The organism is Mesorhizobium sp. M2A.F.Ca.ET.046.03.2.1 (assembly GCF_003952425.1).
Classification (GTDB): domain Bacteria; phylum Pseudomonadota; class Alphaproteobacteria; order Rhizobiales; family Rhizobiaceae; genus Mesorhizobium.
The window spans coordinates 5,478,338-5,491,089 of sequence record NZ_CP034449.1; the positions used below are offsets into that span (position 1 = coordinate 5,478,338).

9 protein-coding genes are annotated in these 12,752 nt (G+C 63.1%); 7 read left to right on the top strand and 2 right to left on the bottom strand.

Annotated elements, in window-relative coordinates; genetic code table 11:
• The first annotated feature begins 34 nt into the window (after window positions 1-34).
• The 4 genes from EJ072_RS26065 (at window position 35) to EJ072_RS26080 (ending at window position 6,486) form a co-directional block, all read left to right on the top strand.
• Window positions 35-1,687: an ABC transporter substrate-binding protein gene (locus EJ072_RS26065; RefSeq protein WP_126081934.1), complete on the top strand. Its 1,653-nt coding sequence runs from the start codon at window positions 35-37 to the stop codon at window positions 1,685-1,687.
• Between the two features lie 220 nt (window positions 1,688-1,907).
• Window positions 1,908-2,942, top strand: coding sequence for an ABC transporter permease (locus EJ072_RS26070; RefSeq protein ID WP_126081935.1), 1,035 nt, complete (start codon window positions 1,908-1,910; stop codon window positions 2,940-2,942).
• 12 nt (window positions 2,943-2,954) lie between these two features.
• Complete coding sequence (locus EJ072_RS26075) at window positions 2,955-4,112, top strand: ABC transporter permease (protein ID WP_126081936.1); 1,158 nt, start codon at window positions 2,955-2,957, stop codon at window positions 4,110-4,112.
• Window positions 4,113-4,164: 52 nt separating this feature from the next.
• Window positions 4,165-6,486 (top strand): ABC transporter ATP-binding protein, encoded by a 2,322-nt coding sequence (locus EJ072_RS26080; protein ID WP_126081937.1) that lies wholly within the window; start codon window positions 4,165-4,167, stop codon window positions 6,484-6,486.
• Window positions 6,487-6,499: 13 nt separating this feature from the next.
• Here EJ072_RS26080 and EJ072_RS26085 read toward each other — a convergent pair whose 3' ends face one another.
• A complete protein-coding gene (locus EJ072_RS26085) occupies window positions 6,500-7,090 on the bottom strand; it encodes a hypothetical protein (protein WP_126081938.1) in 591 nt (196 codons plus the stop codon).
• 211 nt (window positions 7,091-7,301) lie between these two features.
• Between EJ072_RS26085 and EJ072_RS26090 the strand changes: the two genes are divergently transcribed.
• The gene (locus EJ072_RS26090; RefSeq protein WP_126081939.1) at window positions 7,302-8,840 is read left to right on the top strand and encodes a trimethylamine methyltransferase family protein; all 1,539 of its coding nucleotides are present in this window, start codon (window positions 7,302-7,304) and stop codon (window positions 8,838-8,840) included.
• Window positions 8,841-8,904: 64 nt separating this feature from the next.
• Window positions 8,905-11,331, top strand: coding sequence for an FAD-dependent oxidoreductase (locus tag EJ072_RS26095; protein WP_126081940.1), 2,427 nt, complete (start codon window positions 8,905-8,907; stop codon window positions 11,329-11,331).
• Window positions 11,332-11,412: 81 nt separating this feature from the next.
• On the opposite strand, the gene EJ072_RS26100 is transcribed toward EJ072_RS26095, so the two are convergent.
• Complete coding sequence (locus tag EJ072_RS26100) at window positions 11,413-11,811, bottom strand: DoxX family protein (RefSeq protein WP_126081941.1); 399 nt, start codon at window positions 11,809-11,811, stop codon at window positions 11,413-11,415.
• A gap of 196 nt (window positions 11,812-12,007) precedes the next feature.
• Here EJ072_RS26100 and EJ072_RS26105 point away from each other — a divergent pair, with 196 nt between their 5' ends.
• The gene (locus EJ072_RS26105) at window positions 12,008-12,496 is read left to right on the top strand and encodes a hypothetical protein (protein WP_126081942.1); all 489 of its coding nucleotides are present in this window, start codon (window positions 12,008-12,010) and stop codon (window positions 12,494-12,496) included.
• The last annotated feature ends 256 nt before the right edge of the window (window positions 12,497-12,752 follow it).

Below are 12,752 nucleotides of genomic sequence, written 5' to 3' on the forward strand. Positions count from 1 at the left end.
TTAAAAGGCGGAAAGCCAACAATGGGAGCAAGTCATGGCAATCTATAAGAGCAATGGTGATCAGGTTCCTGATCATATCTTGGCGTTGGCCGAAGAAGCCAAGGCGGGAAAGGTCGATCGTCGCGAATTCCTGGCGCTCGCCAGCGTTTTCGGAGCGTCCACGGCGATGGCCTACGGCCTGATCGGTCTGGCCGATCCGACCCCGGCGAAAGCCGACGACGTACAGGGCAAGAAGGGCGGCACGCTGAAGGTCGCGCAGTGGGTCAAGGATCCGAAGGATCCACGCAAGGCCGACTGGTCGGAAATCGCCAATGCCGAGCGCCAGGCGCTTGAGCCGCTGGTTAAGTACACCACCGAGTACACATTCCGCCCCTATCTCCTGGAAAGCTGGGACGTGAACGATGACGCGACCGAGTACACGCTGCATGTACGCAAGGGCGTGACCTGGTCGAACGGCGATGCTTTCACCGCCGACGATGTCATCTTCAATCTCAAGCGCTGGGCCGACAAGAAGGCCGAAGGCAACTCGATGCCCGGCCGCCTTGGCACGCTTGTCAAGGACGACAAGCTCGACGAGAGCGCCGTGACCAAGGTCGACGACATGACCGTCAAGCTGAAACTCGGCAAGCCGGACATCGCGCTGATCCCGAACATGTGCGATTATCCGGGCCTGATCGTCCACAAGAGCTTCGACGAGAAGGGCGGCGATTTCAAAGCCTGCCCGATCGGCACCGGCCCGTTCGAGCTCGTTTCCTACGACGTCGGCCAGAAGGTCGTCTACAAGCGCCGCGCAGACAACAAGTGGTGGGACGGCGAGGTGTTCCTCGACGGCATCGAGTTCATCGACTACGGCACCGATCCTGGCGCCATGGTCAGCGCCTTCGAGGCTGGTGAAGTGCACACCAATTTCGAGACCTCGGCCGACTATGTCTCGATCCTCGACGGCATGGACCTGGTGAAATCCGAGGTGGTGACGGCTGCGACCATCGTCTGCCGCACCAATGTCAACCACAAGCCGTACGACAACCAGAAGGTTCGTCAGGCGCTGCAGCTCGGCGTCGACAACGCGGTCGTCCTGCAGCTCGGCTACGGCAATGCCGGCACGCCCGCTGAGAACCATCACGTCAGCCCGATCCATCCGGAATATTTCGAGCTGCCGAAGATCAAGCGCGACGCCGCCAAGGCCAAGGCCCTGATGGCGGAGGCAGGCCAGGCCGACTTCGAGCACGAGCTGATCACGGTCGACGAGGACTGGCACAAGAACACCGGCGACGCGATCGCAGCCCAGCTGCGCGACGCCGGCATCAAGGTGAAGCGCACGGTGCTGCCGGGCTCGACCTTCTGGAACGACTGGACGAAGTATCCGCTGTCGATGACCAACTGGAACATGCGCCCGCTCGGCGTGCAGGTTCTGGCGATCGGCTATCGCACCGGTGAAGCCTGGAACGAGACTGCTTGGTCGAATTCCGACTGGGATACCAAGCTCAACGCCGCGCTTGCCGTCGCCGACGCGGCCAAGCGCAAGGAAATGATGAAGGACATCGAGCAGATCCTGCAGGATTCCGGCATCATCATCCAGCCGTACTGGCGCAAGCTCTACAGCCACTCGACCAAGGCGGTGCAGAACTTCAAAATGCACCCGACCTACGAGCACGACTACGGCAAGGTCTGGCTGGAACAGGCCTGATCGGAACGAACGGACAAAGGGGCGCTCGGCCCCTTTGTCCCCTTCCTCGCGTGACCCGGGACCGGAGAGCCGTTGCAACGAAAAAGTTGCGGACTCGTCGAATGGGGTCATGCAATAAACTGGGTTGATTGCATTCGAAGGTCAGTTTGCCGGCTTGCCCCGCATCGCGTCGGAGTGGTCGCGCAATCAGGCTCCCCCAACCCATCGGCAGGGGTCCGCCATGCTTTCTTTCATCCTGAGACGTCTCGGCACCATGGCGCTGACGATGCTGTGCCTGACCTTGGTCGTTTTTTTCCTGATCAATCTCGGTCCCAATCTGAAGAAGCTGGCGATCAGCCAGACAGAAATGCACACCTCCGCCGAACAGCTGGAAAGCTGGCTGGCCAACCATGGCTACCGCCAGAACTTCTTCCTGCGCTACGGCCAGTGGCTGGGGGTTCTCCCCAAACAGCCGATCACCGACCCGGCGACTGGAAAACCGGCGCAGCGCTTCTCCTTCTGCAACGACCCGGTCGCGCCGACATTCTCCGGCGTGCTGCAGGGCGACTTCGGCTGCTCGACCAAATTCAAGACGACCGTCGCGGCGAAGCTCTTTCCGGCGCTCGGCGCAACGGGGCTTTTGATGTTCTGGGTGCTGGTGGTGATGGTGCCGATCTCGCTGCTCATCGGCATCCTTGCCGGCATGCGCGAGGGCTCGCGCACCGACCGCACGCTGTCTGTCGCTTCGATCGCCTCGACGGCGACGCCTGAATATGTCTCGGGCGTCATCTTCACCGTCATCTTCGCATCCTGGCTGGGCTGGCTGAACGGCTCGGCTGCGTCCGCCAGCCAGGGCCTCACCTTCTACAATTTCACCCTGCCGGTGATGACACTTGCCATCTACGGCATCGGCTACATCGCGCGCATGACGCGCGCCTCGATGGTGGAGGTGATGACGCAGCAATACATCCGAACTGCCCGCCTCAAGGGTCTGTCCTTCGGCAGCGTGGTCGTCAAGCATGCGCTGCGCAACGCTTTGATCGCGCCGTTTACCGTCATCATGCTGCAGTTTCCCTGGCTGCTCACCGGCGTCGTCATCGTCGAGGTGATGTTCCGCTACCAGGGGTTCGGCTATACGCTGGTCGAGGCTGCGGGCAACAACGACATCGACCTGCTGCTCGGCTGCTCGCTGGTTTCGGTGTTCATCGTCTTGATCACGCAGCTCATCTCCGATGTCGGCTACGCGTTCCTCAATCCGCGCATCAGGGTTCAATAAGGGGCAGGGCCGATGCAGACCGAGTATATCAATGCCTTCGACATCGTTGTCGGCGTGCTCTGGCGTTTCTGGCCGGTGTGGATCGCGTTGATCCTGGTGATGGGCGTCAGCTTTGCCTATAAGAAGCGGCTTGGCCTTTACGGCCAGCTCTTTGACAGCGGCGTCGGCATCGCCGGCGTCTTCATCTGCCTGTTCTGGCTGTTCACGGCGATCTTCGCTTCGACCATCTCGCCCTTCGATCCCCTGGCGCAGGTCTCGGTGATGAAGGACGCGCTGCCCGGCGCGATCGAGCCGGCGTCGAAGCTGGTCTATTATTTCGGCGGCGATAAGCTCGCCCGCGACGTGTTCTCGCGCATGGTCTACGGCAGCCAGATCGTGCTGATCATCGCGCCGGCCGCCACCGGCTTCGCGCTCATGGTCGGCATCACGCTCGGCCTGCCGGCCGGCTATTACGGCGGCAGGATTGACACGCTGCTGTCCTTCCTCGCCAATCTGGTGCTGGCTTTCCCGGTGATCCTGTTGTTCTACCTCCTGGTGACACCGGGCATCATGGACACGCCGATCCCCTATGCGATGGCGGGTCTGTTCTTCTTGTTCCCGATCATCTTCTTCAGCGTCCTGTTCTGGACGCGTTTCAAGAACCGGCCGGACCGGCTCTATATCCTGCTCGGTATCACGCTTATCCTCGGTGGCTGGATTTATGTCGGCCTGGTCTTCGACAAGGATCCGCTGCACATTGTCCACATCGATCCCAACCAGCTCAACATCTTCGTGGCGGTGGTGTTCGCTTCCAGCCCCGGCGTGTTCCGCATCGTGCGCGGGCTGACCATGGACATCAAGACGCGCGACTATGTGGCGGCGGCGCAGACGCGCGGTGAATCGCCCTGGTACATCATGCTTTGGGAGATATTGCCCAATGCGCGCGGGCCGCTGATCGTCGATGCGTGCCTGCGCATCGGCTACACGACGATCCTGCTCGGAACGCTCGGCTATTTCGGCCTGGGGCTGGCGCCGGAAAGCCCCGACTGGGGCACCGCGATCAAGGACGCCAGCCGGCTGCTGCGTTCCTTCATCCACCCGGCGCTGCCGCCGACGATCGCCCTGATGTCGTTCGTGCTGGGGCTCAACCTTTTGGCGGACTCGCTGCGCGAACAGTCGATGAAGGATTGATGGCGAGGGCTCAGGCCCTACCTGCTGGAACAATTTAGGATTGGAGCGACCCATGAACGAAGCGGTTCGAGATCCGGCTCAACCCATCATCGAGATCGAGAATCTCTCGATCTCCTTCTTCACCCGCAAGGGCGAGATCCCGGCCGTGATGGATTTCTCCTGCACGGTGATGCCCGGCGAGGCGATGGGCATCGTCGGCGAATCCGGCTGCGGCAAGTCGACGGTGTCGCTCGGCATCATGCGCGACCTCTCCAACATCGGGAAGATCGTCGGCGGGCGCATCAAGTTCCAGGGCAAGGACATGGGCGAGCTCTCCGAGGAGGAGCTGCGCGCCATCCGCGGCAACAAGATCGCCATGATCTACCAGGAGCCGATGGCGAGCCTCAACCCCGCGATGAAGATCGGCCAGCAGCTGATGGAAGTGCCGCTGATCCACGACAAGGTGTCGAAGGAGGAGGCCTACAACAGGGCGCTGGAGATGGTGCGGGCGGTGAGGCTGCCCGACCCGGAGCGCATGATGCGCTCCTATCCGCACCAGCTTTCCGGCGGCCAGCAGCAGCGCATCGTGATTGCCATGGCGCTGTTGTCCAAGCCGGCGCTGCTTCTGCTCGACGAGCCGACCACCGCGCTCGACGTCACCGTCGAGGCGGGCATCGTCGAGCTGGTCAAGGGTCTGGGCGAGAAGTTCGGCACCTCGATGATCTTCGTGTCGCACAATCTCGGCCTGATCCTCGAGACCTGCGACCGTATCACGGTGATGTATTCCGGCGAGGCGGTCGAGACCGGCAAGATCGAGGACGTGTTCGACCGGATGCGCCATCCCTATACGCAAGGGCTGTTCCGCTCGATCCCGCTGCCTGGCGCCGACAAGAACTCGCGGCCGTTGATCTCCATTCCCGGACAGTTGCCGCTGCCGCATGAGCGGCCGAAGGGCTGCAATTTCGGGCCGCGCTGCCACCATTTCGTCGAGGGCGTCTGCAACGCTGCGGAAATCCCGATGGTCCCGGTTGAGGGCCATGAGGGGCATTTCTCGCGCTGCGTGCGCTTCAACGAGATCGACTGGGAGGCGCTGCCGCCCGGCGCCAAGAAGGTCAACGAAAAGGTCGAGCCCGGCGCGCCGGTGCTGAAGATCCAGGACCTCAAGAAATACTACAAGGTCGGCGGCAGCGAGGTGTTCGGCTCCAGCGAAGGCCGCGTCGTCAAGGCCAACGAGACGATCTCGTTCACCGCGCGCGAATCCGAGACGGTGGCGATCGTCGGCGAGTCCGGCTGCGGAAAGTCGACGCTGGCCAAGGTGTTGCTCGGCCTCGAGACCGCCAGCTCCGGCACGGTGACCTTGGCCAACAAGGAGATCCAGTCGACGGGCATCGAGAGCCGCGGCGTCGACACCGTCTCGTCGATCCAGATGGTGTTCCAGAACCCCTTCGACACGCTGAACCCCAGCCACACGGTCGGCTCACAGATCATCCGCACGCTGGAGAAGTTCAATGTCGGCAAGACGGTCGCCGAGCGACGCCAGCGCATGCTGGAGCTGCTCGACCTGGTGAAGCTGCCCAGGGCCTTCGAGACCCGCAAGCCGCGCCAGCTGTCGGGCGGCCAGAAGCAGCGCATCGGCGTCGCGCGCGCCTTTGCCGGCGACGCCAAGGTGGTGGTGGCCGACGAGCCGGTCTCGGCGCTGGACGTCTCGGTGCAGGCGGCGGTGACCGAACTTTTGATGGACATCCAGCGCAAGAACAAGACGACGATGCTGTTCATCAGCCACGATCTGTCGGTGGTGCGCTACATCGCCGACCGCGTCGTGGTCATGTATCTGGGCTACATCGTCGAGCAGGGCACGACCGACCAGATCTTCTCGCCGCCCTACCATCCCTATACCGAGGCGCTGCTGTCCGCGATCCCGATCGCCGACACCAGCGTCATCAAGAAGCACATCGTGCTCGAAGGCGACATCCCGTCGGCCATGAACCCGCCGACCGGCTGCCCGTTCCAGACGCGCTGCGGCTACAAGAAGCTGGTGCCGGACAATCTGTGCGAGACGAAGGTGCCGCCGGTGAAAAATCTCGGCGGCGGCCATACGAGCCTATGCTGGCTTTCGGACGACGTGCTCGCCAAGATGGAGCCGGTCATCAAGTTCGACAAGGAGCATGCCGCGCATGAAGGCGTGCCGGATGATGCGCCGCATGGCGTGGGGCCGGGCTTTGCCGGTGCGCCGCCGCAGCGTCCGGACGGCAAAAACGCCAGCGCGGAAGCCGACGCGATCGGAGAGGGCGTCGAGGAGAACGACGCTGTGCTCAAAGCTCGTCGCCACGAAGTGCGCGACGAGGATTCGGAAACCGGTGTCCCAAGGCCGAAGGACACGACAAGGCGGCACTAACCCGTTACGGATGTCAGCTGCCGCATTGCCGTAGCTGCGCCTGATAATCGCGCGCCATCTGGTCGGTGGCGCGTGCGTAGCTTTGAACGCCGGCGTCGCCGCGGTTGCCGCGGCCATAGGCGGTCCAGCCGAGATAATAGGCGAGATAGAGATTGTAGGTGTCGTTGCGCGCGACACCGAAAGTGTCGGCGGTCTTGGAGTGGTACCAGCCGACGAAATCGATGGCGTCGGCGAAGCGTGTGCGGCGCGCCGCCCAGTTGCCGGTCTCGCTTTGATATTGCGACCAGGTGCCGTCGAGCGCCTGCGAATAGCCCGTGGCGCTCGAGACATGAGTCCACGGGATGAAGCCGAGCAGCTTTGTGCGCGGCGGGCGGGCATTGCTCTTGAAGCCGGATTCCTTGCGCACCGTCGCCATCAGCACGGGAATGGGAATGCCGTATTTCTGCTCGGTCCGCTCGGCGGCGGACTGCCAGTTGTCGAACCAGCCGTCATTCTGGTCGAACACGGCGCAGACATTGTTGATGTGGCTGGGCGCTGTCGCGCAGGCCGACAGCGCCAGCAGCACGCAAACAGCGACAATTTTACTAAAACTCGACCTACGCATTGGAAGACGAATAGGCCGAAATCATAAAAGGAGTCTTGCGCGGTTCCTTAACGCTGACGCGGGAAGCGCGAAAAATCCAGTATCGATATTCCGACCAACTGCGTCGCTATTCTCTTCGTCGATTTCCAAAAATGCCGCCTTGGCTAAAATCGCGCCGGCAAATGGCGAATTCCTGACAGCTCGCCTGTGATACCGGCGCTCTGATGCGCGCATGAGCGAACCAAGACGCAAGCGCGGCGCCGAGCGCACCAGCAACCGAGGACCCGCCGCCATCCCGCAACTGCCGCTGCGGCGGGTGGAGAATCCCTATCCGCCGATGGCGCTGTTGTCGGCCGACCAGATCGAGGCGATCCACCAGGCATCGATGCACCTCCTGGAGAATTTCGGCGTCGAGGTGATGAGCCCGCGGGCGCTGTCGCTGTTCGAGCGCGCCGGCGCCAAGGTCGATCACGGGTCGATGAATGTGCGGGTCGACCGCGGCATGGTCGAGGAAGCGCTGCGGTCGACGCGCAGCAGCTACACGCTTACCCCGCGCAATCCGGCTCGAGCCATCCATCTCGGCGGCAGCACCATCAACTTCACGCTGGTGGCCGGACCGCCCAATGTGCACGACATGGAGCGCGGCCGCCGCGCCGGCAACATGCAAGATTATCAGGACTTCGTCCGGCTGGCGCAGCATTTCAACTGCATCCATATGCTCGGCAACCAGGTCTGCGCGCCGATCGAGCTGCCGGCGAACACAAGGCATATGGACACCTATTTCGCCAATCTGACGCTGACTGACAAATGTTTCCACGTCTCGGCGATCGGGCGGGGCAGGGCGCTGGACGGCATCGAGATGATGGCGATCGCGCGCGGACTGACGCTGGATGAGATGGCGCGGGACCCCGCCGTCACCACCATCATTTCGGTCAACTCGCCGCGCCGCTTCGACGAGATGATGGCGGAGGGGCTGATGACGATGGCCGAATACGGCCAGTCGGTTGCCGTCACCCCGTTCACGCTGATGGGCGCGATGAGCCCGGTGACGCTCGCAGGTGCTTTGGCGCAGCAGAATGCCGAGGCACTGTTCGGCATCGTGCTGACGCAACTGGTGCGTCCCGGCGCACCGGTGATGTATGGCGCCTTCACCTCCAATGTCGACATGAAGTCGGGCGCGCCGGCCTTCGGCACGCCGGAGAACACCAAGGCCAACATCGCCTCCGGGCAGTTGGCGCGGCACTACAATTTGCCGTACCGCACCACGCCGGGCTCGGCCTCCAACGCCGCCGATGCGCAGGGCGCCTATGAGACGATGATGGCGCTGTGGGGCGCGGTGCTCGGCCACGGCAATCTCGTCTATCATGCGGCCGGCTGGCAGGAGGGCGGACTGACGGCTTCGTTCGAAAAGCTCATCATCGATGTCGAGATGATCCAGCACATGATGGAATTCCTGCGGCCGATCATGGTCGACGAGGCGGAGCTCGCCGTCGAGGCGCTGGGCGCGGTGTCGACCGGGGGTCATTTCTTCGGCGAACCGCACACGCTGGAGCGCTACGCCACCGCCTTCTACCAGCCGATGCTCTCCAACTGGCAGAATTACGAGGCCTGGCAGGAAGCCGGCGCGCTCGACACGACGGCGCGCGCGACCAGGCTGTGGAAGAAGGCGCTGGAGGAATATGTCCAGCCGGCCATGGACCCCGCCATGCGCGAAGCGCTCGAAGCCTATATGGCGCGCCGGAAGCAAGCGATCGGGCAAGGCGAGCCGTGAGGGAACGGCTTTCCATCTTGAATCATTTCAACCTCTCAACTCACTGAACCAACGAGAAGAACCCATGAAGTCGCATGCAAAGGTCGTGGTCATCGGCGGCGGTGTCGTCGGATGCTCGGTGCTGTTCCATCTCGCCCGCCATGGCTGGACCGATGTCGTGCTTCTGGAGCGCGACGAGCTGACTTCCGGCTCGACATGGCATGCGGCCGGCGGCATGCACACGATCAATGGCGATCCCAACGTCGCCAAGCTGCAGAAATACACGATCTCGCTCTACAAGGAGATCGAGGAGCTTTCGGGCCAGGCGACCGGCGTGCACCTGACCGGCGGCGTGCTTCTGGCAGCAACCGAGGCGCGGCTCGACTGGCTGCGCGGCGTGGTGTCCAAGGGCCGCTATCTCGGCATCGACCTCGAGGTGATCTCGGCCAAGGAAGCGGCGGAACTGATGCCGCTCATTGATCCCAGCCAGTTCGTCGGCGCGGTGCGCAACAAGGAGGACGGCCATCTCGACCCGTCTGGCGTGACGCATGCCTATGCCAAGGCGGCGCGGAAACTGGGCGCGGAGGTCGAGCGCTTCACCAAGGTCGAGGACATCGTGCGCCGTCCCGACGGGTTGTGGCGCATCATCACCAACAAGGGGGATGTCATCGCCGAGCATGTCGTCAATGCCGGCGGCCTGTGGGCGCGCGAGGTCGGCCGCATGGTCGGACTGGAACTGCCGGTGCTGGCGATGGAGCATATGTACCTGATCACCGAGGACATGCCGGAGGTCGCCGACTGGAACAAGAAGACCGGCACCGAGATCATCCACGCGGTCGATTTCGACGGCGAGCTCTACCTGCGCCAGGAGCGCGGCGGCATGCTCATGGGCACCTATGAGAAGGCCAACAAGGTCTGGTCCGAATTCGAGACGCCGTGGAATTTCGGCCATGAGCTGCTGGAGCCGGACATCGACCGCATCGCGCCGTCGCTGGAAGTCGGCTTCCGCCATTTCCCCGCTTTCCAGAAGACCGGCATCAAGCAGATCATCAACGGCCCCTTTACCTTCGCCGCGGACGGCAATCCGCTGGTCGGCCCGGTGCGCGGCCTGCCGGGCTTCTGGGTCGCCTGCGGCGTGATGGCCGGCTTCAGCCAGGGCGGCGGCGTTGGCCTCGCGCTGTCCAACTGGATGATCGAGGGCGATCCGGGCGCCGACATCTGGGCCATGGACGTGGCGCGCTATGGCGACTGGGCGACGATGGCTTATACCAACGCCAAGGTGCGCGAGAATTACTCGCGCCGCTTCTCGATCCGCTTCCCGAACGAGGAGCTGCCGGCCGGGCGTCCTCTGAAGACGACGCCTCTCTACGACACGCTGGCCGCCAGGGGCGCGCAATGGGGCGTGTCCTACGGGCTCGAAGTGCCGCTCTGGTATGCGCCGGACGGCGTCAAGGACGAGTTCTCGTGGCGGCGTTCGACCGACTTCGACCATGTCGCCAAGGAAGTCGCGGCGGTACGCAACGGCGTCGGGCTTTCGGAGATTTCCAACTTCGCAAAATACAGGGTGACGGGCGAGGGCGCGGCTGGATGGCTCGACCGCATCTTCGCCTGCAAGCTGCCCAAGCGCGGCAGCATGACGCTGGCGCCGATGCTGAAGGACGACGGCAGACTGATCGGCGATTTCACTTTGGCCAATATCGACGACGCAGAGTGGTTCGTCGCCGGCTCAGGCATCGCCGAGCAGTATCACATGCGCTGGTTCGAGGCGCATCTGCCCAAGGATGGCTCGGTGCGGATCGAGGCGCTGGGCCAGAAGCTCACCGGCCTTGCGATTGCCGGTCCGAAGGCGAGGGAGGTGCTCGCCAAGGTCACCCGCGCCGATGTTTCCAACGCGGGCTTCCCCTTCATGGCGGTCGCCAGGATGGATATCGGCTTGGCGCCATGTTTTGTCGGCCGCGTCAGCTACACCGGCGATCTCGGCTATGAGATCTGGGTGGCGCCGGAATACCAGCGCGCCGCCTACCAGGCGCTGCTCGCTGCGGGAGAGGAACTCGGCATCGGCCTGTTCGGCTCGCGCGCGCTCAATGCGCTGAGGCTGGAGAAGAACTACGGCTCATGGGCGCGCGAATACCGGCCGATCTACGGGCCGGTCGAGGCCGGGCTCGACCGCTTCGTCGCCTATGGCAAGGACGCCGATTTCATCGGCAAGGAAGCGGCGCTCGCCGAGCGGCGAGAGGGCGGCAAGCTTCGGCTGCGCGCCTTCATCGTCGATGCCGCCGATGCCGATGTGATCGGCGACGAGGCGATCTGGCATGACGGTGTAGTGCGCGGCTGGGTCACGTCGGGCGGCTACGCGCATAATTCCAAGAAATCGGTTGCGATGGGCTATGTGCCGAAGGAAATTGCCGACAGACCGGACGGTTTCGAGATCGAGATCCTCGGCCAGCGTCACGCGGCGCGCATCCAGGCGGCGCCGCTGTTCGACGCCAATTTCGAGCGGATGCGCGGCTAGAGCAATTCCAGGAAAAGTGCGAAGCGGTTTTCCGTCCGGAATTGCGTCAAAACAAAAAGCCTCCTGGCGCGCATCCTGCCATCAGGCTCTGGCGCTGTCGCGATTGTCCAGCGCGAAGGCGCCCGAACCGGCAAAGAACAGGTAGAGGAAGACGAAGCAGAACAGGATGGCTGCGTCGCCGCCGTTGTTGGCCGGGAAGAAGTCGCGCGGGAAGTGCGCCATGAAATAGGCGATGGCCATTTCGCCGGCCAGGAGGAACGCCACCGGGCGGGTGAAGAGACCGAGCGCCAAGAGGATGCCGCCGGCGAATTCGAGGATACCTGCAGCCGTCGTCAGGCCGGTGAGGGCGTGCGGCTGGGCGCTTACCGGGAAGTTGAACAGTTTTTGCGAGCCATGTTCGATGAACTGCAAGGCGGTCATGATGCGCAACACGCCCAGCGCTTGCGGGCGGAACTGAGCAAGGCTTTCGAAAAGCTTCATCCGAAACTCCATTTACCCCCGCTCGGGCCTTAGATTATCGCCCGGCAGTGGACCACTCACTTCCCTTGGCCAACCATCAACAATCGGTGAGCCGAAATGGCTTGAGTCCCCATGTTTCTTCTCGCGATGGTTGCATATATATCCCTATGGTTGTACTAGAGGGGTGATGGATCAAACCAAGCGAGTCTCCTTGATCATGAGAAAAGTCATCATCGGCCTCTTCGCAATCCTTGCAGGCACCAGCTTCGCCATGGCCGCCGATACCGGCTGCGAGACCTTCAAATGGCCGGTCGAGCGCGAGCAGGCGCTGTTTCCGGCGGCGCCCGCCGCGCAGTCCGGCGCTACCCTCACGGTCGGGCAAGCGGCGGATTTCTCGCTTGAGGCTGTGGATACCGTCAGCTTCGAAGTGCCGCCGGAGCGGGCACCGAAAGCCGGCACGTTCGGCGCGACAGCAAATGTGACGGTGCCGCCTGATGGCGAGCTGCAGCTCAGCCTGTCCGACGAGGCCTGGATCGATGTGGTGCAGGATGGCAAGACCGTAAAATCGGCAGCCTTCAGCGGCGTGAAGACCTGCCCTGGCATCCGCAAGAGCATCCGCTTCAAGCTCGCCGGCGGCGCAGCGATCATCCAGCTCAGCGGCGCGAAGAAGTCCGATCTGAAGCTGGCGGTGCTGACGCCGGAGTGACTAATTTAAGAGAGCGGCGCCAGCCGGATAAGTCTTGCCCGTCCTTCGCAGCAATTGCGGAGGGTTGATCGCACCTCTCCCAAGAGGGAAGCGCAATCGCAGACGGCAGCGCTGCCCCCTCTCCGTCCGCTGCGCGGACACCTCTCCCCCATTTCATGGGGGCGAGGAACCCGAGCTTTCAAGGCTGCGACATCCGCGTTAGCGTTTCCTCGCCCCCATGAAATGGGGGAGAGGTGGCTCGGCGAAGCCGAGACGG